This is a genomic window from Pseudoalteromonas sp. SA25, assembly GCF_011378705.1.
Classification (GTDB): Bacteria; Pseudomonadota; Gammaproteobacteria; order Enterobacterales; family Alteromonadaceae; genus Pseudoalteromonas; species Pseudoalteromonas arctica.
The window spans coordinates 54,283-76,957 of sequence record NZ_WTKV01000011.1 but is presented as its reverse complement, the minus strand read 5'-3'; the positions used below and the strand labels follow the sequence as shown (position 1 = coordinate 76,957).

The window sequence follows — 22,675 nt, the reverse complement described above, 5'->3', positions numbered from 1 at the left end:
TGGTCTATGTTGGTATAGTAGGTACTTATATCAATTTACTAAAAACATGAGCATTTAGCGCATCAAATAACTCGCTGATTTAATGTAATTGGTATTAACGTATTCTCTAAAAAGGAAAATATATGCCTAATATACTTTACCCAGCGCCTTTAAAAGTAGGATCAAAAATAGCAATTTGTTCACTTTCATCAGGCCTTAAAGAAAAGTACCATGCACGGCTAGACATTGTTATTAATGGATTAAAACATCGAGGGTATGATGTTGTTGAAGGAGAGTTTTTACGTCAAAGCAAACCGCTTGGACAGCTTAACGCCAAAGCGCACGCTCAGCAGTTAATGGTTTTTTTATTAGATGATGAGATAGATGCAATTATGCCTCCATTTGGTGGCGAGCTTGCAATGGAAATACTGCCCCTACTTGATTTTAATGCAATTAAAGAAGCAAAGCCTAAATGGTTAGTTGGGTTCTCTGATGTAAGCACCATTGCATGCGCACTCACGGCAAGATGCCAATGGGCCACACTACACAGCGCTAATCTTATGCAGTTACATCCTGACGAAAAAAGTCCTTATTGCCTGCAAATATTTGAAACACTAAGTTATGAAGCAGGTAGCAAATTTGAGCAAGCACCGTCATCGCATTATCAAAAAAATAGACCTGATTACGTACAAAACCCGAATGCATTGTTTGAACACACAGAAGTTACTCAGTGGCAGTGTTTAAATTACTTTGATTCACGCACTATTGAAATGTCGGGTCGCTTATTTGGTGGGTGTTTAGATACAGTTGGCTTATTGCTCGACTCTCCATTTTTGGCTCTGCATGAATTTAAAAAACACAGTGCACCCGAAGGGCTTATTTTATACCTAGAAAACTCAGAGCTGACGCCAACAACCGTTGCACGGTTTTTACTTTCATTAAAATTAGCAGGTATATTTGACGATATAAACGGTATTATTATTGGTCGCAGCGTGATCACTCAAGGTCAAGATGCTTCTTTTGATTACCGCCACGCGCTTGACGTTGCACTAGGTGGGTGTTTATTTCCTGTGATTGTTGATGCCGATATTGGTCATGCTCCACCTAACTTGAATTTAGTAAACGGCGCTACTTGTACAATCACCGCTGACATAAATGAAGGTAAAGTAGTCAAAGCCTCATTAAATACCGAGCTTTGTTAGAAGTTTATTCACTTACCTTTGATAAGTAATTAAGTTAAAGGGTATAATAAGCCCGCTTTTATAGCGCTTTAGTTATAAAAGTACATTCTCAGGGCGGGGCGAAATTCCCCACCGGCGGTATGTCTAATGTTATTTATAACTTAAACGAGCCCGCGAGCGCTTTATTTAACCTAGGTTCAGTAAAGGTCAAGCAGATCTGGTGAGATGCCAGAGCCGACGGTTACAGTCCGGATGAAAGAGAATATGGCTTATTATACTAATACCAATTTTATTAAAGACACGATCATTGTATCGCGTTAAGTGAGCTATTTTTTAGCGTTATAATAGGTCACTAATTTAATGCCGTTGGTATAACAGTGTGCGCTGCTTTTTGCTGCGTGCTTTTTGTTATTTTATTTAAGCTATTTTGGTAGTGATCGTTTTAAATTTAAAGCGATATATTACTGATCCTTTCACAGTCCTGAATCTATTATTTTTTATTTGGAATATAATGATGATTCAGTCTCTACTTACTCAATTCGGCGAAAGCCATATCCGCGTACAAAGCGCAATTACTGCACTACAGCAAGGGCAAGGCGTACTTGTTGTTGATGATGAAAACCGTGAAAATGAAGGCGACTTTGTATTTTCAGCTGAGCATTTAACGACTTCTCAAATGGCCGAAATGATCCGCGAAGGCAGCGGTATTGTTTGCTTATGCATGGGGGAGGAGCGCATTAAACAGCTCGACTTACCGCAAATGGTAACCCACAACACAAGTCAAAATAACACCGCTTATACAGTCACTATTGAAGCTAAGCATGGCGTTACAACAGGCGTGTCTGCTGCTGATAGAGTAACTACTATAAAAGCAGCGACAGTCGATAACGCTAAACCAAGTGATTTATCGCGCCCAGGGCATGTATTTGGTTTAAAAGCACAAACGGGCGGCGTATTAGTTCGTCGTGGTCATACCGAAGCATCCGTTGATTTAATGCAGCTTGCCGGCTTAAAACCATTTGGCGTAATATGTGAACTAACAAATTCCGATGGTTCAATGGCGCGCTTACCTGAGGTGATTGATTATGCTAATAAACATAATATGACTGTGGTTTCTATTGAGGATTTAGTGCAATACATTCAGGCTGCACAGCTTCAAGTAGGTTAAATCACTTTGTGCTAGGGTCTGTTGATCTTTCAAGGTTAAATTTTCAGCAGTCTGTTTGGTATTTAGGCAAGGCAGAGCCTATGTAGTGTGGTTATTCCCCATAAATGGGCGATAACGTAGCATTAATGCCAAACAGGCGCTGCCCAAAGGGTTCTTCCTAGGGGCTATTTACTCTTTGTTGCTCGGTTTTTACTTAGCCCACTAGGTTACAAACCTCGCGCCGCGATTAAATAGCCCCTAGTTTGAACAAATTTTAATCCGCAAAGATCAACAGACCCTAGTACCCATTTTATTATAAAACCCAGCATTGACGCTGGGTTTTTATTACTAATAAAAAAGTTATTACTCGTTTTTATTTGAAAATGTTTCTCTCCAATGCGGGTTTTTCAAAAATTTATAGCCTGTAAACTTTACCTCAATAGTTAGTGCATCAGCACATAGTTTATTATTTAGGTGAAATTATGAAAATTAACACGTTATTGCTAGCAACTTCTCTTTTAGGCGCAAGTTCGTTTGCTGCAAAGGCAACTATTGAAGATCAAATAACATCCGCGCCGGGCATGGGAATATTTGCAAACTACAACGAACATATCACTAACACGCCATTTTTACTCAATCTTGATAGCCAACCTAAAGAGCAGATGGGGCCGTATTTAACACGTCAATATTTTCATGGTACACAATCTACGTTTGTAAAATGGGTGGCTAAAAAAGGCGGTAAAGTGCCTTTACACAAACACCCAAACGAGCAAGTAACGTGGATCATTTCTGGCGAGGCCAAAGTGTTCTCCGGTGGTAAACAATATCTTATGAAAGCAGGCGATATGATGGTAATACCTGCTAACGTACCGCACGAGTTTCACTTCAATGAAGATACTGTAGATATCGACTTTTTTGCCCCAGCGCGTCAAGACTGGATAGATGGTACTGCTAATTACATTCAACAAAAGTAGGGTAAGTTATGTTTTTAAATAAATCTAAATTAGGCTTAACGGCAATTGCCATACTTGTAAGCTCAACAGTAATGGCTGAGCCTGAAACGGTTAAGTCAGAGATTTACGCACAAACAGATGCCGCAGTAGGCGGTATTACATATACGCAAAATAAGCGCTTTATTTTCAGCTATCATCCATTTTATAACCCCAAGGTTAAAGTAGGCGAGCTTTTAAAAAATGGTGATGTAGTGCCATTTCCTAATGCGCAAATGCAAAACGCATATAAAAGTGATGGCAGTTTAAAAAATCCTGCTGATTACTTAAATTGGGTACTCGGTGTAAGAGCCGACGATACTGGTAATGTGTGGATATTAGACTCTGGTCAAGCAGTGCCGCGTACAACACCAAAGTTGATAGCGTGGGATGCGATAAGCAATAAGTTAGATAAAATTATTTACTTACCAAGCCCTATCTCTTTGCCACAATCGCAACTTAATGACTTAGCTATTTCTAGCAAATACCATACGCTAGTCATTGCAGACGAAGGCATTGCCGATGGCGGAAATGGCAAGCAAGCAGCACTGATTGTGGTTAATACACAAACAGGAGCGAGTCGCCGTGTGCTGCAAGGGCACGATAGTGCTTTACCCGATTACTCAATGCCAATAATAATAGATAAAGGTACGAGTGAACAAAAGCAACTTGATGCCTTTATTGGTGCCGATGGCATTGTGCTTGATAACGCACAGCAGTGGCTTTATTTTGCTCCACTTAATAAAAAATATGTTTACCGTATTAAAATGGCCGATATCGCCAATGAACAATTAACCAATAAGCAAATAGGTGAGCGCGTAGAGCAATACGCACAAAAACCAGTAAATGGTGGTTTGAGCATAGATGCAGACAATAACCTGTACTTAACTATTGTTGGTGAACGTACGGTCGGCGTTATAGATGCTAAAACGCGCCAGTACCGCGATTACACCTATGATAAAGAGATGATATGGCCTGATGGTGTAAGTATTGGCCCTGAGGGTTACATGTACACAGGTGCAGCGCAGTTACCGTTATCAGCACAACTCAACAATGGAAAGGCAGAAAACAAAGCCCCTTATTATATATTCAGATTTAAACCTTTAGCTGAGGGAGTAATAGGGCGCTAAGCACTATTACCAAAGCTAAATACTTACTTTATTAAACACGCTTAGCAGCGTGTTTTTTTATGCGACTTAAAGTTGAATAACGACTGAGCTAGTGTGTGTGGTATTTACTGGGGATTATCAATTAAATCATGATAATGTTTCAATCATTAGCGCGTTTTTCGCTACTCAATAGTTCGCTATATTACACATACCTTATTACTGACCCTTGGCATATACCATGAAATTATATACTTACTCACATTGTCCATTTTGTGCGCGTGTGAGCTATATAGCAGGAAAACTCAATATTAAGCTTGAAGAAGTTATTATTGATTATGATGACATTGAAACACCAACAAACTTAATTGGTAAAAAAATGGTACCTATTCTTGAAAAAGACGACGGCTCAATAATGGCTGAAAGTAATGATATTATTCGCTATTTTTTACAACAAAAAAATGTTGATGAACCAATGGAGCCATCAAAAAATAGTCTTCAATGGCAAAGCAGTGCTTTTTTACCGCTACAACAAATTGGTTATCCTCGCTGGCCGTTGCTTAGTCTAAATGAGTTTAAGACTGAGTCTAGCCGGGTGGCTTGGGAAGATAAAAAGCAAACAATTGATCTTAATTTTGTCCAACTATTAGCATCGACAAGTGACATTGTTTCTCAAGTAAACGCATTTTTAATCGGTAGTGAAAAGCTGCTTAATATTGAAGACGGAAAAAGTAATATTTCGTTGTTTGATAGTGCCATTTATTTTTCTATTTTAAGAGGCTTGTATTGTGAACCTACAATTACATGGCCGCAGCAATTAAATGTGTGGATGAATAATGAAGCACTAGATTCAGGCGTTCCTTTATTGAAGTAATAAGCCCATTTTTATAAATAGTGCGACTCCATTCGTATAGCGTTTCAGGCCAGTGACTTTGTTACTGGTCTTTTTTTGTTTCAAAAAATATTAGGCAACAAAAAGCCACTTTAAATATAAGTGGCTTAGTTTATTTTGATTTTGTGAATGCTAACGTTTGTTAGCCTTCACAGCTTTAAAAAAAGCTTATAGAACTTGGATTATTTGCTCTTTTGCTAAACGTGATTTAGGCAGTTTGGCGTTATAATCTTCAGAGTCATCATGGTAGCCAAGCACTAAAGCTACATCACAAATATAGCCATCCAGCTCTTTTTCAAAGATTTCACCAATAAGTTCAGCGTCTACGCCTTCCATTGGGGTTGAATCAATACCTAAACGTGCTGCTGCATGCATGGTGTTACCTAGCGCAATGTAAGTTTGTGCTTTAGTCCATGTTGCATTGTTACCTTGCTCATCGGTATTCATATCAACAAAGGCAAATGCACCAAAAGCCTGTTCGCGGTTTTCTGCTTTTGTACGACCATTTCTAATGTCAGCATCAATGATTTGTGCGTAATCTTCGCGTGTATATTTAGGGTTGTGAGCAAATAAAATAACGTGCGACGCTGTTTTAATATGAGGCTGATTAAATTGAAACTTATTAGCAAAGGTATTATGCATACGCTCTTTTGCTTCGTCAGACTCAATAACAATAAATTTCCAAGGTTGTGAGTTAATAGATGAAGGAGAAAGACGCATAGCTTCAAAAACTACGTCTAGGTCATCTTGAACAATACGCTTGGTTGTATAACGTTTAGTTGTGTAACGTTTTTCTAAATCACTAATAATTGGGTGAGTCATTTGTTTCTCCGTTAAGTGGCCTGTTTGACCGATGTTTACTATATTGAGCCGTTTTATTAAAAACAAAGCCCGTATAACTATTTAATTACTTACTGGTTGAGCCACTGGCGCGTTACGTCATCAAGTACTTGTCGCTCTTTGCTAACTTTATAATCAAGTGCGGCAATTATGTCGTTTGAAAAGTGTAATTTATCAAGTGTGTCTAATTGAGCTTGACTAAAGAGCGCTTGTTTATCATCACGCAGCAATAAAACTGCTCTATCAACGCAGCTAAGTAAACCTTGTGGATCGGCAAGTTCACGTATTTTATGTTTATGGTGTAAAAATTGAGGTTTCCAAAGGGGAACTACGCACCATGTGTGAGTTGCAACGGCGTTTTCAAAAGCGCTAAAGCAATCATCTTCTGTGCCAGTTAAAAATTCATAGCCAGCTTGAGATAACCCGTACTCTTTCATCATGTTAATTGAAAAGCGCGTAATGCCAGCACCGGCATTTATGCCCTGAATCGTTTTTTGCATTTTGGCAAGGACATCAGGTTTCAGTAAGTCGCTAATTTGGCTTACGGCATGCTCTGGTATGTAATCGGGTACGCCCCAGTGAGCATAAGGCTGGTAATGTAAGCCAAGTTCAATAAGTGGCATAACCAGCTCCACATCCGCTTTATAAATACCGTGGCTTGACGGAAGCCACGCAGAAGCGAGTAGGTCTATCTCACCTGATTTTAAATTTTTAAAGTTATCTTGATGCGGCGCGTAAATACGCTCAACGCTAAAGCCCATATCAGTTAAAACATGGCTGATAATTGAAGCGGTAACTCGATGAAATGATAAATCGGTTACACCTAATTTTAAATGTGGTGTACTCATAATGTATTACTCCATTTAATAGAGCAGCCCATGCTAGGTGTTTGCTGCTGAGGGCCTTTGCCTGTTGCGGCAATTTGGCGCATTGCATTAACTAACTCAGGGGTACGATGTGTGGTGCCATTCATTTTTGTATCGTCTAAGCGGCCACGGTATTGCAGTTGCCCATGCTTATTAAAACCAAAAAAGTCAGGTGTGCATACCGCGCCATAGGCTTTGCCTACGCGCTGGTCTTCATCAACCAAATAGGGAAATAAAAAGCCATGTTGTTTAGCAAATTTTTCCATATTGGCAGGAGAGTCTTCTGCTACATATTGGTAGTCGTTTGACATGATAGCTAATACATTAATGCCTTCACTAATAAGTGTCGCGGTGTCTTGGCTCAAGCGATTGGCTATACGTTGTACATAAGGGCAGTGGTTACAAATAAACATAATAAGTAAGCCATTTTCACCCAGATTATCGGCTAATGAAAACGACTCACCTAATGGGTTTTTTAGTGTGAAGCTAGGGGCTTGCCAGCTAAAATCACAAATTGGTGTATCTAATAACATACGTTAACTCCTAAAAAGCCAGCCCGTATGGCTGGCTTATAAAAATAATTAATTATTTTTGATTAAAGCGAAAACGCGTTAATACGTAAGGCGGTTTTGCATTACCAAAGCCTTGGCTAAATGCAGGGTGTTGGTGGAGTTGATCTTGTGTTACATAAATCCAACCATTGCTTACTGCTAGGCTGTCAGGCCATGATAATCGTTTATCTTGAACAATTATTTCGTAGTGGCCTTTAGTGGTTAAGCCAATCGCATTGTTTTCAAGGTCGGTTACCAAAATGCCGCCGCCAGGAACGTAGGTCATGCCATCGCTTGGATTTTTAGGGCCAAACACTTCAATATTCTTTGCTTTTTTAGTGTCGGAGTAACTGTTATTAGCCAATACTTTTGCTGGGATACGGTAAACCTTAGTGCCAGTAAATGAGCCAAAGTAAACCCATTCGTTATTGTCATCAATCGTTATTGGGTTTAAACCAAAGCGAAGATTAGTGGTTTTTCCTTCAGGTGATTTAGATGCAACTGGTGAGGCTTCAATAATTATATCGCGCTCCTGTGGCATTAGTGTGGCACTGCCTTCGAGTACGCGAGTAGACTCACCTGTGTTTAAATCAACCACAATAAAGGCGGGCTTGGTTGCGCCCATAAAATTACCAAATGACATATCAGCTATGTAAATTTTGTTATTAAGTTCATCAATTACAAAGTCTTGTAAGAATGAATTAGCAAGTACCGCCGATTTATTTAGTTTTATTGTGTTTACTAAGCTGTTATTTACGCTATCCCAAGCTATAAGTTTAGGGGTTACTTTTTCGCTCCCCATATCTAAAATCCACACAACGCCTTTACTGTCGCTGTGAATGCCGATAACTGCCGCAAGGCCTACCTCGCCAATTTCTGGGCCGTCTGCCCAATCGATAGTTGGAAATGGTTGCTGTACGCCATTAGCCATAATTTCAACAACGCGTGTTTTTGGGTTATCTAGCGGATGCATACTTACTAGTATCCTGCCTGCAGGTGTAATTGTAATACCTGCACCGCGATATTTAGTAAACGTAGTGACGGTTTCAAGTGGGCCGACTTCTAAGGCGTTAGCATTTGTTAAGACGCTTGCTACTAGTGAAAGCGTTGCTATGGCTAAAGTACTTTTAAATTTTTTCATTTTTTGCTACTCGCAGTATTTATCTGAATTTGAAGTGGTATAAATCACTTGCTCATTTATGAGCAGCTTTATTACTTGAGTGAATAATAAGCGGATATTAAAAAGCAATAAACAGCGTAATAATTGAATCTTTATCAAATAATAATAGATAATAAAAATAGCCAATAAAAAAACACCAATCTAAATTGGTGTTTTTATTAAAATCGCCACTTTTAACGAATAGTGGTTAGTTCATTAATAGTAAAAGAAGCAATGCAGCCTTCAACTTTTGCTAAGTAGTTTTTGATGCTTTGTGCTTCCATATGTTGTTGCCAAAGTTCATAATTTTGCCAGTTCTCATAAAACACAAAGTGAGCATCATCTTGATTATTTTGATGCAAGGTATATGTAACACACCCAGGCTCTTTTTGTGTTTGTTCAACAAGCAATAAAAGTGCACTTTTTACCGTGTCTATTTTATCGGTGTTAGCAAAAATATTAGCGATTATAGTAAGCTGAGTCATAACTTCCCTTATAATGAAAAATGGTATTTAAAAGCCTTCAAGTACAATTTTACCGATTGATTTACCCGCTTCTAGCTCTTCGTGAGCAATACGTAAATTGGCCGCATTAATAGTGCCTAAGTTTTTACCAATCGTGGTTTGAATGTAGCCTTGGTCAATCAAATCGGCAACATGATTTAATAACTTACTTTGCTCAATTAAATCTTTGGCGTTAAACATTGAGCGGGCAAACATAAATTCCCAATGTAGAGATAAACTCTTCATTTTTAATTTACTTACATCGAGTGACTCAGGATCGTCAATCATTGCAATTTTACCAAATGGTGCAAGTACCTCTGTATACGCTTCAAAGTAAGTATCAGTACTATGCAGGCTTGCTACATGTGTTACCGAGCCAATGTTTAATGCGTCAATTTGAGCAGGTAATGGTTTTGTATGGTCAATGACATAATCTGCGCCTAGTTTTTTAACCCATGCTTGCGAGCTTTTACGCGATGCCGTGGCAATCACCGTTGCGCCAGTAATCGCTTTAGCAAGCTGAATAAAAATAGAGCCAACGCCGCCTGCGGCACCTGTTACTAAAATAACTTCGTCTGATTTTGTTTTTGCATCAGCTGCTTGTTTTACAATGTTTAAATGCTCAAATAATAATTCGTACGCTGTTATTGCAGTAAGTGGTAATGCAGCAGCTTCAGCATCGTTTAAGCTCTGCGGTTTAAACCCTACAATGCGCTCATCCACTAATTGAAATTCTGCATTACTACCTGGGCGAGTAATATCACCTGCGTAATAAACCGCATCACCTGGTTTAAAGCCTGTAACAGCTTCACCTGTTGCAACCACTTCGCCAACTGCATCCCAACCAATTACTTTTACTTCACCGTTTGTTGGTGGCATATATAGGCGCACTTTATAATCGGCAGGGTTAACAGCAATAGCCTTAACTTTTATAAGTAAATCGCGACCTGTTGCAATTGGCTGTGGTAGCTCAACATCAATTAGCGACTCAGGGTTTGAAACAGGAAGTGATTGTGTATAACCAATGGCTTTCATAATAAATGTCCTAATTTGTTTACGTATAAGATGCAAGCCATGCTTTGGCTAGCTGATGGATATATAGTAGACCTTGCTTTAATGTAAATAAACCGCATAATCGTTGAATCATTATCAAATATAAATAGATAATATGAACATAGAAGATTTAAAACTTATTTTAAAAGTCGCTGAGTTTAGAAGTATTACGCTTGCAGCTGCTAAGTTAGATATGCGTACAGCCACAGCAAGCGCCGCTATTAAACGCGTGGAGTCAGCGCTCGGTAGCGAACTGTTTGTTCGTACAACACGTCATTTGAGGTTGTCGGCTGCTGGGGAGCGCTACATACCACAATGTGAACAGGCTCTAGCAGTGCTTGAACTCGCAAAGCAAAATCTAAAAGGCGAACACGGCGAGGTAGAAGGAAGGCTGCGTGTTGCACTTTCATCTGATTTAGGACGTAACTTAGTGATCCCATGGATTGATGAACTCATGGATAGTTACCCTAAATTAAGTTTAAGAGTGCATATAAGTGATAGTAATATCGACTTTTACCGCGATTCAGTTGATATAGCACTTCGTTATGGCTCGCCTAGTGATGCAAGTGTTTATGGTTTTAAAATTTGTAATGTACCGCGCTTGTTGTGTGCTAGCGAAGAATACCTGCTACAAAATGGAAGCCCTGTGCATCCCGATGATTTAGCGTCGCATCAAGGTTTGTTTTATCAGTTGCAGGATATTATAAATAATACGTGGGAATTTAGTGATGGTGAGTCAAAATATAAAGTTAAAATGGATGGCAGGCGCGCCTCAAACGATGGCGATTTAGTCAGGCGTTGGTGCGTTGCGGGTAAGGGCTTAGCTGTAAAGTCGGCTCTTGATATGGCCGACGATTTACTCAATGACAGAGTGGTTACTGTAATGCCAAATTATCAACATGTTAATGGTGAACTTTGGCTTATTTGCCCAAGTAGGCAGTCAATAACCCCAGCGGTGCGTTTACTACGTGATGCATGCAGAGCAAAATCCCAAGCTATTTTGCAGCAGTTGGTAAATAAAGGAATTATTGATAAAAGCGTATTAAAGGATTAATACGCAATCAGATCAACTTAGCTTATTATTAAAAAACTCAACGGTACGTTGCCATGCAAGCTCGGCATTGTCTTTATCATAACGACCTGTAGAGTCGTTATGAAATCCATGATTTGCCCCTTTATACATATGCATAGTGTATTCAACATTATTGGCTTTTAAGTCTTGTTCGTACTGTGACCACGACGCGTTTACACGTTTATCTAGCTCGCCCAATTGAATCATTAATGGTGCTTTAATATTTTTACGTAAACTTTCGCTGGCTGGAGTACCGTAAAAAGGCACTCCGGCGCTGATTAAATTGCTATCTACTGCCGCTAAATAATTAACAATGTAGCCGCCAAAACAAAAACCGACAGCGCCTAACTTACCGTTACTGTTAGCATGCGATTTTAAAAAGTGTGCTGCGGCTACAAAATCGTTTTGAATTTTAGCGCGATCCATGGTTTTTTGCATAGCGCGTCCTTCATCATCATTACCAGGGTAGCCACCCAGTGGAAATAGCGCATCGGGTGCAAATGCAATAAAACCGACCTTCGCTAAGCGTCTTGCTACATCCTTTACGTATGGGTTTAATCCACGGTTTTCGTGTATCACAAGAACAACAGGGAGCTTACCTTCTACATTTTTAGGGGTTGCTAAGTAACCTTTGCCTTTACCGTGCCCGTCTGGCGAATCAAATTCTTCGTATGTTGCTTTAATATCATCGTCATTAAACGATACTTGTTCAGCAAGTGCATAGTTAGGTAATAATGCTGATGTAAGTACAGCCATCGAAAAGCCAAGTGCAGCAAGGCCACCGAGTTTTTTCATAAAAGTACGTCGGTCCATTAAACCGTGGGCGTATTCGTCATACCAATCAAAGGCTTCTTGAGGAATGTGATCAGAGGGAGATGTATTCATGGCTGTTCCTTAACTTTATTATGTCTATTTATTATTTAAATACCATAACGTATTAGGGATAAAAAACGAGCAATATTTCTATCAATTATTAGGACTGTTGCTAAAGTTATCCATCAAGCAAGGAAAGGAGCACATTCCTTTGTTGTGCGGATATTAAAGAAACCATTTCAAGGTGATTTAAATCTTTTACCTCATAAATGCTCACTTTTGGGTTACTAAGAGTAAGCAACCCATTATATGGACTCACTTTGTCTGCATTACTTGAAAAGATGTAAGTTTGCCTTGCATGAGGGGTCTTATTTAGATTACTTAATATGTCGAGTTTATTAAGAGCTACTTTACTTTTTTCAATTACCTTAGCCGCGACTTCGTTTATATAATCATCACCTAACAGTTTGCTATAAACAGGGTATGATAACTTAGCAATTGTTCTTAGTGCGGCTTCAAAATTAATCATTGGAGCAAAAAGTATATGCTTATTAATATTGAGTTTGGTTGTGAGGTCGATGCTTGCAACTGCACCCATTGAGTAACTAAGCAATGAAATGTCGGTGTATTGGTGTTCATTTATATATTTTACTAATAAATCAAGGGAGTTTAAGCCATACTTAAATTCATCGTATTGATTACTTGCAGGCATCACTATTACATTCTTTCCAGTGATATGGCTAAGCCATCGGGCTTGCATGGTATAAACCAAACTATTTACGCCATATCCCGGAAAAATAATTAAAAGCCCATCGTTTGACTTACTCGGTAAGTTATCAGCATTGAGTTGATATTCAAAAGTATCGTCTTCAGTGCTTCTTTTACTAATTAAAGTTAATGTTAACGTATTGCCACTTAGTAGATAATTATCAATATCCTTAGGTGAAATAACCCTAAAATCAAGACAATCTATTTCGCTGCTACAGTAATGGGTTTGTGCTCCAGATAAAGCGATAGAGCTCTCAAATTCTTTAGGGAGAACTTTCTCAGGAGGCTTAGTTATTTGATAAGTGATATAGCTCTGGCAACCACTTAAAAAAATAACTAAAGAAATAATCAGTATGTATAAGCGCATTAAAGTCCCTTTAATTTTCAAGCTAAAATTTTTATTGATTAATTAATGCCTGATATCCCTTCATCTACGCCGATTAAAAAGTCGAGCCCTACAAACGCAAACGATATTGCAACGGCGCCTAATAGCATTAAGTTACGGTTATTCTTTTTGTAGCCAATTGTGGTTAGTACAGCAAATACAATAAATAAAATAAGTTGAAGTGTGCCCATTATTATTCCTTTTGAGGGTTATATTTATAGAGTCAAACTATCAGTAAGATAAAGACTTGGCAAATAGGTGAATATCATTTTTAAGCTAAAAATAAAAAGCTCGGCATAATATGCCGAGCTTTTTTGGTTGGGATGTTACTTAATTTAGCTGTGAGTAGGCGCTGGTTGGGCATCTACTAGTGGTGGCTTGCCACGCATTTTACGTACTAATCGTTTAGCATCTTCTAGTGCAACATACTGGCACGGTATAAGTATCAGTGTAATTACTGTGGCAAATAACACACCAAAAGCAAGTGATACAGCCATCGGGATAACAATTTTAGCTTGTAAACTCGTTTCAAAAATAATTGGCATGACACCAATAAAGGTAGTGATTGAGGTGAGTAATATTGCTCTAAAGCGACGAGCACCGGCTTGCATTACAGCATCCTTAATCGAAACACCTTCAGCGCGGGCTTTGTTTACAAAATCAACCATAACGAGGGAATCATTTACGACCACACCCGCTACAGCAATAATGCCAAACATCGATAAGCTACTCATGGTCATACCTAAAATCATATGGCCAAACATAGCGCCCACTACACCAAACGGAATAACCGACATTATAATAAGTGGCTGCGAGTAAGAGCGAAGTGGAATCGCTAACAAGGCAAATATAATCATCATTGATATACCAAAATCACGAAGCTGCTCTGAAGCGCTATCCATCTCTTCTTGAATGCGCCCAGCTACATCACTTGTAACGCCAGGGTAGCTTTTAAGTAATGTTGGTAAGTATTCGTCACGAATTTCCTCAGCAATCGCAAATGGTTCGGCTTGGTCGGTATTTACCGCAGCCCATACATTTACAGTACGTTTAGAGTTTTCGCGGCGAATACGGTTTACACCGTCAACCAGCTTAACTTCGGCTACTTCGCTAAGTGGTACTTCAGCGCCAGTAGGCGTAATAATACGCACACTTGCTATGTCGCTAATTGAGTTACGTTCGTCTTCTGGATAGCGGATCATAACTTTAATTTCTTCGCCTTCACGCAATATTCGCTGCGCTTCTAAGCCGTAGTAACTAAAGCTAACTTGCGACGCTACATCAGCAAGCGTTAAACCCATGCTGTAAGCGAGTGGTTTTAAATCAAGTTGCACTTCGTCGGTAGCGCTTTGCATTGAGTCGTTTACGTCGCCAACGCCTTCCATTGTTTGTAATTTGGCTTTTAATTTACCAGCCACTTCTTTTAGCTCGTCAGCATTTTTGCCTTCAAGTTTAAAGCTAACGTCGCCATCATCTCGACCGCCATTCATTATACTGTCTTGAATGGTCATGGTTTTAATGCCTGGTAAAGCGGGCATTTGCTCACGCCATAATGCACTTAGGGCAAAGGTATCGATAGGGCGTAAATCAGGCTCTACCAAAATGGCCATAATATTTGCTTGCGTTCGTCCGCGCAGGCTTACCGATAAATCGCGGATCATCGGTTTACCGTATTGCTCTTGTAGTTGCTGATCGACCTTTAACAACACGCTTTCTATTTTACGTGCGGTTTCAAGCGTTGCTTGCTCAGATGAAGCAAGGTTCATCTCTATATCAATACGCGGAAAGTCGTGCGGTATTTTAGGGTTTGGTACAAACTTAACTAAACCACCTGCAAACATACCTGCGCTTACAATAAGCAAACACATAAAGCCAACAATTACGGTATAGCGGTAGTGAATACAGCGGCTAACAAAAGGAAGGTAGTAGTTATTCACAAAGTCTTTTAAACCACTATCAATCACCATACGTAAGCGATGTAATAGATTTTTAGGATTTGGTTTACGCGGGTTCATTGCTGCAATATGCGCAGGTAAAATAAGTTTTGATTCAATGAGTGAAAAAATCAAACATAAAATAATCACGCCACCAATTGCCTTAGAAAAAGCAGCACCAGGGCCGGTTGCGAGTGTTTGTGGTAAAAATGCCGCAATAGTTGTTAGTACACCAAAGGTTGCTGGCATCGCAACACGTTTTACGCCGCGTACTACATTATCAAGTGTATGGCCGTATTTTTCTATTTCGGCACTGGCTGACTCGCCCACAACAATGGCGTCATCAACAACAATTCCGAGCACAAGTATAAAGGCAAAAAGAGAGGCTAGGTTAATTGTTACGTCTAAAAAGCCAATGGGCATAAACAAAAAGGCACCCAGAAAAGACACCGGTAAACCCATCATTACCCAAAATGCCAAGCGTAACGGTAAAAATAGTGCCAGCACTATCATTACTAACAAGCCACCCCAAATCATGTTATCGACCATCATATCGAGTCGACCTTCAAGGTAGTAAGTTAAATCAACAATAGGAGATAGCTTAACACCTGCAGGTAAAAGTGGCTCTTTAGCCGCCATGTAGCTTTTAAGGACTTTTGCTACATCGGTAATATCTTGATCTTTTGATGCGTTAACTTCAAACGAGAGTGAATTTTTACCATTGTATTTTGAATACTGCAGACCTTCTTCAAAGCCATCATTAATAGTTGCAACATCGCCTAAATAAATTTGTGCGCCATCAGCAAGGGTAATAAGGGGGAGTTTTTCAAACTCAAAACCACGGTAGGCTTGTTTTTCAACACGCATCGAAATATAACCGTTTTCAGAGCGTATTTGCCCCGCCGACATATTGGCCGAAAAGTTTTGCACAGCGCCTGCAATATCTCTAAATGTTAAGCCGTACTCGCGCAGTTTATCAGGGCTGACTTCTATACCAATTTCGTATTCTAAGCCGCCGTTAAAATTAACAAGATTCACGTGAGGCAGTGCTTGTAACTCGTCTTTTATATCGTTGCCAAGCTCTTTTAACTGGTAGTTACTCATGTCGCCATAAAGCGCGAGTATCATTACTTCTTGCTCAAACTTATCGCGGCGAACAACAGGGCGCTCCATTCCCGCAGGAAAGGTGTTTATTGAATCAACTTGTACTTTAATTTCATCAAGTACTTCTTGTGGATTGTATTGTTCTTCTATTTCAATCCACGCTTGTGAAAAACCACGGTTAGAGTAAGTAATTAGGCGTTTAATGCCTTCAATACCTTCGAGGTTTTCCTCAACTTTTATGGTTATGCCTTCTTCAACTTCTTGCGGGGCGGCACCTGGGTAAACCGCTTGTACGCTTATCCAGTTACTTTCAAACTGTGGGAACATTTGTTTGCGAATGGTCATCGCCATTAAAATACCGCCCACTAATATAAATATCATTAGTAGGTTGGCAGCAACCGGGTTTCGGGCAAACCATGCTATTAACCCTGTTTCACGAGTGTTCATGATTATTCCTCTTTCAGCGCAAGTTGAGTTACATCAGTTTTATCAGGCGCAATATCTTCAACTTTTACTGCCATACCTTCAGTTGGATACTCAAGCGCTGAGGTAACAATTTGCTCGCCATTTTTTAGCCCTTGGCTGGCTATAATCATGCCGTTTTGTTCGCGTATAATATTGAGAGTTTTAAACGATAATGTTAAATCGTCATTTAAAATTACAATTTTATTATCTTTAACTAAATGATGCGCAACAATAATTGCGTTATCAAGCGGGCGACCTTCAATGGTAGCGTTAATGTATGAACCAAAACGAAGAGGGCGTGTTTTATCGCCATAAGGTGTTGCAAGTTGCGCAACCAAGTAGCTCATACGGCTTGTTTGATCAACCACACCTTCGGTGCGAATTACTTTGGCTTGCCACATTGTTTGCTTACCCGCGTATTCTGCGTTAAATGTAACATTTGAGCCTACGCCGCCATTTTTTAAATATTGTAGTTCTTGATCGGCAACGGGTAAACGTACCTCTGCAACTGAGGTTGCACTCAATGCACCAAAACTATTACCTGGGTTTACTACTGAACCCAAGCTAATTGTGCGTTCATTAATAATGGCATCGTATGGGGCTTTAATATAAGTACGTTCAAGATTACGGCTAGCACGTTTAACACTTGCTTGAGCAGAGCGGTAACGCGCTAATTTTTCGGCCAGTTGTGGTTTACGTAAATAAAGTTCTGAGGCAATAGCTTCGCTTGAGTCCGATTTAATACGCTCCCATTCAGCTTTTGCTACATGTGCTTGTGCGCGTTCTATTTCAAGTGCTGAGCTTGCTTGTGCTAAACCTGCTTGCGCTTCAATAAAGTCTGCCTCGTAATCATTTGCATCAATTCGTGCTAAAATATCGCCTTGCTTTACAAACGCGCCTTCAACAAATTGATCTGATACCGAAATAACTTGCCCACTAACTTGTGCTATCAGCTCGGTACGGTCCTTTGGTTTAACAATGCCGTACGATTTAACATCAAGCGTTATAGAATCTAAAAGTATGCTTTGTGTTGCAACTAAAGGGCGTAAATCTTGCTCTGGCTTTTCTTCGGGTGGTTTTTTCATTGCCATAAAGGCGAAAGCTAAAGCAATACCGCCTGCTAAAACAGCAATTGGGAGTATTATTTGTTTTGTAGTAGCCACAAGGCATTCCTTCATAATTGGTGGTGACAGAGCAATAATACGCAATAAAGTGTTTACAAGGCGTTTTAAGATGTAACAAAGCATTACATATGTACATTACAACTCAACATGCGGCTAATTACGTTCCTAAAAAGGAATTAAAGTAAGTGTGTTTTATTCAGAGGATATTATGAAAACCGAATCGATGAGTTGCAGGCTAGGCTGCGGCGCATGTTGTATTGCGCCAAGTATTAGTTCGCCTATTCCAGGTATGCCAAATGGTAAAAAGGCCGGAGAGCGCTGTATTCAGCTGGACGAACGTAATTTATGTAAGTTATTTGGTGATTCAAGCCGACCTAAAGTATGCAGTGATTTTAGCGCCACGCTTGATGTGTGCGGGTCAACAAATGCACAAGCTTTAGCACTTATTACAGAGCTTGAAGAGCTAACTTAATCCTCGTTTTTAATACACATCTATTTACAATATATTATTAATAAAAATCTTCACAAGGTTATTAAAAGCAGTCGTTAATTTATTTGATGGCGAAATATTAGACATATTTAATTTTGTTGCTAATATAGGAAATTGTAAGATACTTTTTATAAATCTCATTTATAGGTGATTTCGTTCAATCTTAATTTTTAAAAGGAAAGAAAAATGAAAAATTTACTTACAGCATTTACATTAGGTGTGACTTTATTAGGTTGTTCAAACTTACCCATTAAAACCGATATTAAAGAAGACCACTTTAGACTCGAAAACTTTAAAAGAGAGCAGGGAGTAGATCTAGAATATGTCCACTTGATGTGCTTTAACAAAAAACCTACACAATGGGCTGAACCAAAGCAGTATATCAGTGGTGAGCATGATTTATGGGTAAAGGCGAGTGTTTCAAACCCTGATGTTTTAAATAGTCAAAAAGAAGCTTTTGTTAATTTTAACGTTAATTTAGATTCTGATAAAAGCTACATGCTAAATAGAAAAAGGGAAGGGGATAAAATATCAATCTGGATACAAGAAGTTGAAACCGGTACGGTTGTTTCGCAGGTTCTTACAGATGAGCTTAGTCGCCCTTTACAAATTGATAATGAGCTAAGAAAAAGACAATGTCGTTCTGGTTCAATATAAGCTGAGTAATCAAAGCTCTTAATATTTAGTATGCCGTTTATTTTTTGCTAAATATTTATTCAAAGACCTGTTTTAAATAAACAGGTCTTTGAATGTGATAGCTCAATTCTACCAACTATACGTTGCGCTTAACGTATATTGCTCACCTCGCCCTGGTGTACCAGGTATCTCTTCAAACGATTCACCCCATAAGTTATCTGCTGCTAAAGTAATAAATAAGTTTTTTAGCATTGGCGGCGTAATTTTTAACGTTAAATGGGTAAATAAAGCATCGTCGTCACTACCGCGCAGCGCATTTTCGTGCTGTTTGCGCCACTCGTTATCTATTCTAAACTGCAATATATCAGTAGGATTCCACACTGCGCCGAGTGTTAGGCGGTGATCAGGAAAGTTTAATGCGTAAAAACTAGCATCAATATCTGCCGCACCGTAATTTTCTGATTTATGAAGGTAGGTGTAACTCGCTACAATTTCGGTTGTTTCAAAGTGTTTAGTTGCTAAGAACTCAATGCCCGTCGTATTTATATCTACAGGGTTTGCAAAGCGCGCAGAGCTTGAATCAAAATTAAACGTCCAATCGGTTAAGTTGTCATCTTTGCGATAAAAAATAGCCGAATTAAGTTGCCAAGTTTGCTCATCAACTAATAAACCCAGCTCTAGGCTTTTAGTCGTTTCGCGCTCAAGGGTGTAATTACTTCTAAATAACCCGCCTGAATCACTTCCGCCAATGGCGGTATAGCCTGCCACTTGGCTTGCCTCTGCGTACGATAAATAAAACGTGCGCTCAAAACCTTTGCTGCTTTGTGTATTAAGCGTTATATCACCAATAAGTGACAGTTCAGAGTCGTCTCTATTTGTATCGTCAAACGCAGCACCTAAACGAAATGTAAGTTGTTTATTATCCTCAAGCGCCATTTTGTATTCAGGCAATACGCTTAATTTATAATACTTACGAGAGGTAAAGTTGTTTTCAAGCGTGGTAGATTCAATTGAGTCGTCAATAAACTGTGCTGAATAATTTACAGCAAATACATCGCTTTGAGCATGATGCCCCGATAGCGCTAACGACTTAACTTCACTTTTGTGGAACGCTTCAAAAGCGCTTGGATTTTCGCGAGAGTAAATATAATGATCGTCGTGTGTGCGGTAATAAGCCGACACTTCAAAGTTACTATCCTGCGCATAATTTTGCTTATGGTTTAGCATTAATAAGCGGGTTTCTAGCTCTTCTGTTTCGTTAACGCCAAATGGAGTGTACAAATTTGGCCAACCAAAAAACTTATCTTGTGAGCCAAAAAACAAATCTGTTTGAGAATTAGCGCCAGCTAATTGAACGCGACCCGATGCACGCGTAAAGTCGTGATCGCCGTTATCAATAGTGCCATCGCTTTGTGAGTGAGAAATCTCACCTTCAAAACCAAGCTTCCAATCCTTTGCGCCTTCTAGGGGCATACTCACACCTGCATGTAAGCTTTGTAAGTTAAAATCGTTTGTGCCAGTACCTACCGATACACTGCCGCCCGTGCTAATTGGTTTCCAGCCAAACGATACAGTGCCTACAGAGCTATTAGCACCATTAAGTGCATTGTCTGCGCCTGTTAAAATATAAGGGCCGGTAAGCATTTGCGGTGCAATAGGAATTTCAGCAAAGTAATGACCAGACTGTGGGTCAAGTAAAGTAGCACTACCAACTCTAAAGCCGGTATTTTCAAAAATACCACCGCGTATAGTTACATCGGCTTGCGCTTCAGCCATATTACGTGATTGTAAATCAACACGTGGGTCATACTCTAAATTAGATACCGGAGAGTCAAATGTACCTACAGGTAATGTGTTTGCAGTGGGCGATGCCTCAACCGTTATTTTTTCGATTGCCGGTGATGCTTCAGTTTTATCAGTTATAGCTTCGCCGTAGGCAAAACTGCTCACGCTGCATAGCAATGCAGGGAGTATAAAGTGCGGTGACCATTTCATGTTGTGTGTCTCATTTTTTATATGCAATTACGGTAATAATTAAATTCAGAACACACTTTTAAGGCGTGATAAAATAATTCAATTAAACAACTGCGATTTTGGCGCGATTGTACATTAATTCATTAAAAACTGCATTTGATAATCATTTGCAACGTTAATGCATCTAACAAATTTGGTCACATTTATTATGAATATAAAACAGCAAGATACTATTTACTTTGCAGGTGGCTGCCTGTGGGGCGTGCAAGAGTTTTTAAAGCACTTACCTGGTGTAATAAGTACTGAAGCAGGGCGGGCTAATGGAAAAAACAATAATACACAAGGCGAATACGACGGTTATGCTGAGTGTGTAAAAGTAATATTTAGTACAAAAGAGGTTAGCTTAAACGAGCTGTTTGGCTTCTTTTTTGAGATTATTGATCCGTATAGCGTTAACAAACAAGGGGATGACGTAGGCCCTAAATATCGCACTGCCATTTATAGCAAAAGCCAAGATCATTTAAAGGTCGCTAGCAATTATATAAGCCAGCGAAGTGATGCCGATAAAATTGTGGTAGGGGTAGAGCTGCTAACTAACTACGTGCCAAGCGATCCTGAGCATCAAGACCGCTTAACTAATCATCCTGATGATTACTGCCACATACCGCTTGAGTTACTGCATAAGTATAAATCGTAAATTTGAGTAGTGTAAGCGCACAAAGATAAGTAATTAGAAGCTATCGCTTCTCGCGCAAGCAAGCTTAGCGCCTACAGGTAAAGTTTAATCCGGTGTTTGTTTTGTAGACGTGCAGCTTGCTGACGTGACGAGCGCAGCTCGTAATTTAAGGTTGAATATAGCGTTAGGTAAAGGTAAGTGATTAGAAGCTATCGCTTCTCGCGCAAGCAAGCTTAGCGCCTACAGGTAAAGTTTAATCCGGTGTTTATTTTGTAGACGTGCAGCTTGCTGACGTGACGGGCGTAGCTCGTAATTACTTTATTTTAAAAGTTCCAAAAATACACACCCACAAAAAAGCTCACGTACTGTGAGCTCTTTTAAAACTTAATTATAGCTAATTTTAACTTACTGCTGCTTTTGCGGCGGGAAGTTACTTAAAATTTCGCTCACTGTTTTATTAATTGATGCTTCACGTTGTTCTGGCGATTGATTTTTCTTTAATCGACCTTCTTTTGCGCCGCGCCATACTAGCTGGTTAGATTCACGATCCACAATATCAATAATCAGTGTACCCACTTCGTATTCACGCGCAGTTGTATCGCGTTGAAAACCAGTACCCCAATAACCCCAATGCGGGCGGTAGTTTATATTGAAGTTGTCTACTTCAAGCTCTTTGTCTACCGATGCATGATAGTTAACAAGTACATCAGCTTGCGCTGCATCAACTAAGCTCATACCTAGTGTTTGGCTCAATTCTGCATTAACGGCAGTGCGAACACGCTTTTCCATCAGGCCATTAATTTGATAGTTATTTGTGTCTTTAGTTAGGCTGGCGTTTTCTACCCAAGCAAATGTTTTAAAATTACTAAAGTTAGCTGATTTATCGTAATCCCAATCTGGGGTTTGTGTACAGGCTGTAAGAAGTGCTAGCGCTGCAACAATAAGTATATTTTTCATTACGTTTGCTC

The 22,675-nt window shown here is 39.5% G+C and carries 22 protein-coding genes and 1 riboswitch; of the genes, 9 read left to right on the top strand and 13 right to left on the bottom strand.

The genetic code is table 11. The features are described 5' to 3' along the window. Positions 1-122 precede the first annotated feature (122 nt). From GQR45_RS10805 to grxB, 5 genes are all read left to right on the top strand, one after another. Positions 123-1,181, top strand: coding sequence for a S66 peptidase family protein (locus tag GQR45_RS10805; protein WP_165725898.1), 1,059 nt, complete (start codon positions 123-125; stop codon positions 1,179-1,181). Between the two features lie 80 nt (positions 1,182-1,261). Beyond that, positions 1,262-1,428, top strand: a riboswitch (FMN riboswitch). Positions 1,429-1,674: 246 nt separating this feature from the next. After that, on the top strand, positions 1,675-2,328 hold the full coding sequence (gene ribB, locus GQR45_RS10800; RefSeq protein WP_165725924.1) for a 3,4-dihydroxy-2-butanone-4-phosphate synthase: 654 nt from the start codon (positions 1,675-1,677) through the stop codon (positions 2,326-2,328). A 461-nt stretch (positions 2,329-2,789) separates the two neighbouring features. Continuing rightward, the gene (locus tag GQR45_RS10795) at positions 2,790-3,281 is read left to right on the top strand and encodes a cupin domain-containing protein (RefSeq protein WP_165725897.1); all 492 of its coding nucleotides are present in this window, start codon (positions 2,790-2,792) and stop codon (positions 3,279-3,281) included. An 8-nt stretch (positions 3,282-3,289) separates the two neighbouring features. Next, a complete protein-coding gene (locus GQR45_RS10790) occupies positions 3,290-4,426 on the top strand; it encodes an L-dopachrome tautomerase-related protein (protein ID WP_165725896.1) in 1,137 nt (378 codons plus the stop codon). 217 nt (positions 4,427-4,643) lie between these two features. Further along, the gene (gene grxB, locus GQR45_RS10785) at positions 4,644-5,276 is read left to right on the top strand and encodes a glutaredoxin 2 (protein ID WP_165725895.1); all 633 of its coding nucleotides are present in this window, start codon (positions 4,644-4,646) and stop codon (positions 5,274-5,276) included. Between the two features lie 186 nt (positions 5,277-5,462). On the opposite strand, the gene GQR45_RS10780 is transcribed toward grxB, so the two are convergent. The 6 genes from GQR45_RS10780 to GQR45_RS10755 all read right to left on the bottom strand — a co-directional run bounded on the left by GQR45_RS10780 (position 5,463) and on the right by GQR45_RS10755 (position 10,248). After that, the gene (locus tag GQR45_RS10780; protein ID WP_165725894.1) at positions 5,463-6,116 is read right to left on the bottom strand and encodes a nitroreductase family protein; all 654 of its coding nucleotides are present in this window, start codon (positions 6,114-6,116) and stop codon (positions 5,463-5,465) included. 89 nt (positions 6,117-6,205) lie between these two features. Next, on the bottom strand, positions 6,206-6,982 hold the full coding sequence (locus tag GQR45_RS10775) for a glycine betaine ABC transporter substrate-binding protein (protein ID WP_165725893.1): 777 nt from the start codon (positions 6,980-6,982) through the stop codon (positions 6,206-6,208). Continuing rightward, positions 6,979-7,533, bottom strand: coding sequence for a thioredoxin family protein (locus tag GQR45_RS10770; protein WP_165725892.1), 555 nt, complete (start codon positions 7,531-7,533; stop codon positions 6,979-6,981). Before GQR45_RS10770 ends, GQR45_RS10775 begins: the two co-directional genes overlap by 4 nt. A 52-nt stretch (positions 7,534-7,585) precedes the next feature. Further along, positions 7,586-8,692: an L-dopachrome tautomerase-related protein gene (locus tag GQR45_RS10765; RefSeq protein WP_165725891.1), complete on the bottom strand. Its 1,107-nt coding sequence runs from the start codon at positions 8,690-8,692 to the stop codon at positions 7,586-7,588. A 212-nt stretch (positions 8,693-8,904) separates the two neighbouring features. Further along, entirely contained in the window at positions 8,905-9,195 is a 291-nt protein-coding gene (locus tag GQR45_RS10760) for a putative quinol monooxygenase (RefSeq protein ID WP_165725890.1), read from the bottom strand. Between the two features lie 27 nt (positions 9,196-9,222). Continuing rightward, positions 9,223-10,248 carry a zinc-binding alcohol dehydrogenase family protein gene (locus GQR45_RS10755; RefSeq protein WP_165725889.1) on the bottom strand — a complete coding sequence of 342 codons (1,026 nt, stop codon included), beginning with the start codon at positions 10,246-10,248 and terminating at the stop codon, positions 9,223-9,225. 133 nt (positions 10,249-10,381) lie between these two features. On the opposite strand from GQR45_RS10755, the gene GQR45_RS10750 reads away from it, so the two are divergent. Then, a complete protein-coding gene (locus GQR45_RS10750) occupies positions 10,382-11,320 on the top strand; it encodes a LysR family transcriptional regulator (RefSeq protein WP_165725888.1) in 939 nt (312 codons plus the stop codon). A gap of 12 nt (positions 11,321-11,332) precedes the next feature. Here the strand turns inward: GQR45_RS10750 and GQR45_RS10745 are convergent, their stop codons facing one another. The 5 genes from GQR45_RS10745 to GQR45_RS10725 all read right to left on the bottom strand — a co-directional run bounded on the left by GQR45_RS10745 (position 11,333) and on the right by GQR45_RS10725 (position 17,970). After that, a complete protein-coding gene (locus GQR45_RS10745) occupies positions 11,333-12,223 on the bottom strand; it encodes a dienelactone hydrolase family protein (protein WP_165725887.1) in 891 nt (296 codons plus the stop codon). 106 nt (positions 12,224-12,329) lie between these two features. After that, the gene (locus GQR45_RS10740) at positions 12,330-13,307 is read right to left on the bottom strand and encodes an alpha/beta hydrolase (RefSeq protein ID WP_240920217.1); all 978 of its coding nucleotides are present in this window, start codon (positions 13,305-13,307) and stop codon (positions 12,330-12,332) included. A gap of 17 nt (positions 13,308-13,324) precedes the next feature. Beyond that, the gene (locus tag GQR45_RS10735; RefSeq protein WP_165722537.1) at positions 13,325-13,495 is read right to left on the bottom strand and encodes a hypothetical protein; all 171 of its coding nucleotides are present in this window, start codon (positions 13,493-13,495) and stop codon (positions 13,325-13,327) included. A 144-nt stretch (positions 13,496-13,639) separates the two neighbouring features. After that, positions 13,640-16,789, bottom strand: a complete 3,150-nt coding sequence (locus GQR45_RS10730; RefSeq protein WP_165725886.1) for an efflux RND transporter permease subunit — start codon at positions 16,787-16,789, stop codon at positions 13,640-13,642. A gap of 2 nt (positions 16,790-16,791) precedes the next feature. Next, the gene (locus GQR45_RS10725; protein ID WP_007581894.1) at positions 16,792-17,970 is read right to left on the bottom strand and encodes an efflux RND transporter periplasmic adaptor subunit; all 1,179 of its coding nucleotides are present in this window, start codon (positions 17,968-17,970) and stop codon (positions 16,792-16,794) included. A gap of 169 nt (positions 17,971-18,139) precedes the next feature. Here GQR45_RS10725 and GQR45_RS10720 point away from each other — a divergent pair, with 169 nt between their 5' ends. Together GQR45_RS10720 and GQR45_RS10715 are read left to right on the top strand one after the other, a co-directional pair. Beyond that, the gene (locus GQR45_RS10720; RefSeq protein WP_007581895.1) at positions 18,140-18,403 is read left to right on the top strand and encodes a YkgJ family cysteine cluster protein; all 264 of its coding nucleotides are present in this window, start codon (positions 18,140-18,142) and stop codon (positions 18,401-18,403) included. Positions 18,404-18,607: 204 nt separating this feature from the next. Continuing rightward, positions 18,608-19,078 carry a hypothetical protein gene (locus tag GQR45_RS10715; protein ID WP_007581896.1) on the top strand — a complete coding sequence of 157 codons (471 nt, stop codon included), beginning with the start codon at positions 18,608-18,610 and terminating at the stop codon, positions 19,076-19,078. Positions 19,079-19,186: 108 nt separating this feature from the next. Here GQR45_RS10715 and GQR45_RS10710 read toward each other — a convergent pair whose 3' ends face one another. Next, positions 19,187-21,052, bottom strand: coding sequence for a TonB-dependent receptor (locus tag GQR45_RS10710; protein ID WP_165725885.1), 1,866 nt, complete (start codon positions 21,050-21,052; stop codon positions 19,187-19,189). 187 nt (positions 21,053-21,239) lie between these two features. Here GQR45_RS10710 and GQR45_RS10705 point away from each other — a divergent pair, with 187 nt between their 5' ends. After that, positions 21,240-21,728, top strand: a complete 489-nt coding sequence (locus tag GQR45_RS10705) for a peptide-methionine (S)-S-oxide reductase (protein ID WP_165725884.1) — start codon at positions 21,240-21,242, stop codon at positions 21,726-21,728. Positions 21,729-22,112: 384 nt separating this feature from the next. Here the strand turns inward: GQR45_RS10705 and GQR45_RS10700 are convergent, their stop codons facing one another. Continuing rightward, complete coding sequence (locus GQR45_RS10700) at positions 22,113-22,664, bottom strand: DUF4136 domain-containing protein (RefSeq protein WP_008134542.1); 552 nt, start codon at positions 22,662-22,664, stop codon at positions 22,113-22,115. Between the last annotated feature and the right edge of the window lie 11 nt (positions 22,665-22,675).

Bases quoted from the DNA above. Each gene is read 5' to 3' on its own strand.
- ribB (WP_165725924.1), top strand. From the start codon at position 1,675: ATGATTCAGTCTCTACTTACTCAATTCGGCGAAAGCCATATCCGCGTA.
- GQR45_RS10775 (WP_165725893.1), bottom strand. From the start codon at position 6,982: ATGAGTACACCACATTTAAAATTAGGTGTAACCGATTTATCATTTCAT.
- GQR45_RS10710 (WP_165725885.1), bottom strand. From the start codon at position 21,052: ATGAAATGGTCACCGCACTTTATACTCCCTGCATTGCTATGCAGCGTG.
- GQR45_RS10760 (WP_165725890.1), bottom strand. From the start codon at position 9,195: ATGACTCAGCTTACTATAATCGCTAATATTTTTGCTAACACCGATAAA.
- GQR45_RS10735 (WP_165722537.1), bottom strand. From the start codon at position 13,495: ATGGGCACACTTCAACTTATTTTATTTATTGTATTTGCTGTACTAACC.
- GQR45_RS10805 (WP_165725898.1), top strand. From the start codon at position 123: ATGCCTAATATACTTTACCCAGCGCCTTTAAAAGTAGGATCAAAAATA.
- GQR45_RS10730 (WP_165725886.1), bottom strand. From the start codon at position 16,789: ATGAACACTCGTGAAACAGGGTTAATAGCATGGTTTGCCCGAAACCCG.
- GQR45_RS10790 (WP_165725896.1), top strand. From the start codon at position 3,290: ATGTTTTTAAATAAATCTAAATTAGGCTTAACGGCAATTGCCATACTT.
- GQR45_RS10770 (WP_165725892.1), bottom strand. From the start codon at position 7,533: ATGTTATTAGATACACCAATTTGTGATTTTAGCTGGCAAGCCCCTAGC.
- GQR45_RS10750 (WP_165725888.1), top strand. From the start codon at position 10,382: ATGAACATAGAAGATTTAAAACTTATTTTAAAAGTCGCTGAGTTTAGA.
- GQR45_RS10745 (WP_165725887.1), bottom strand. From the start codon at position 12,223: ATGAATACATCTCCCTCTGATCACATTCCTCAAGAAGCCTTTGATTGG.
- GQR45_RS10705 (WP_165725884.1), top strand. From the start codon at position 21,240: ATGAATATAAAACAGCAAGATACTATTTACTTTGCAGGTGGCTGCCTG.
- GQR45_RS10755 (WP_165725889.1), bottom strand. From the start codon at position 10,248: ATGAAAGCCATTGGTTATACACAATCACTTCCTGTTTCAAACCCTGAG.
- GQR45_RS10700 (WP_008134542.1), bottom strand. From the start codon at position 22,664: ATGAAAAATATACTTATTGTTGCAGCGCTAGCACTTCTTACAGCCTGT.
- GQR45_RS10765 (WP_165725891.1), bottom strand. From the start codon at position 8,692: ATGAAAAAATTTAAAAGTACTTTAGCCATAGCAACGCTTTCACTAGTA.
- GQR45_RS10720 (WP_007581895.1), top strand. From the start codon at position 18,140: ATGAAAACCGAATCGATGAGTTGCAGGCTAGGCTGCGGCGCATGTTGT.
- GQR45_RS10715 (WP_007581896.1), top strand. From the start codon at position 18,608: ATGAAAAATTTACTTACAGCATTTACATTAGGTGTGACTTTATTAGGT.
- GQR45_RS10780 (WP_165725894.1), bottom strand. From the start codon at position 6,116: ATGACTCACCCAATTATTAGTGATTTAGAAAAACGTTACACAACTAAA.
- GQR45_RS10795 (WP_165725897.1), top strand. From the start codon at position 2,790: ATGAAAATTAACACGTTATTGCTAGCAACTTCTCTTTTAGGCGCAAGT.
- grxB (WP_165725895.1), top strand. From the start codon at position 4,644: ATGAAATTATATACTTACTCACATTGTCCATTTTGTGCGCGTGTGAGC.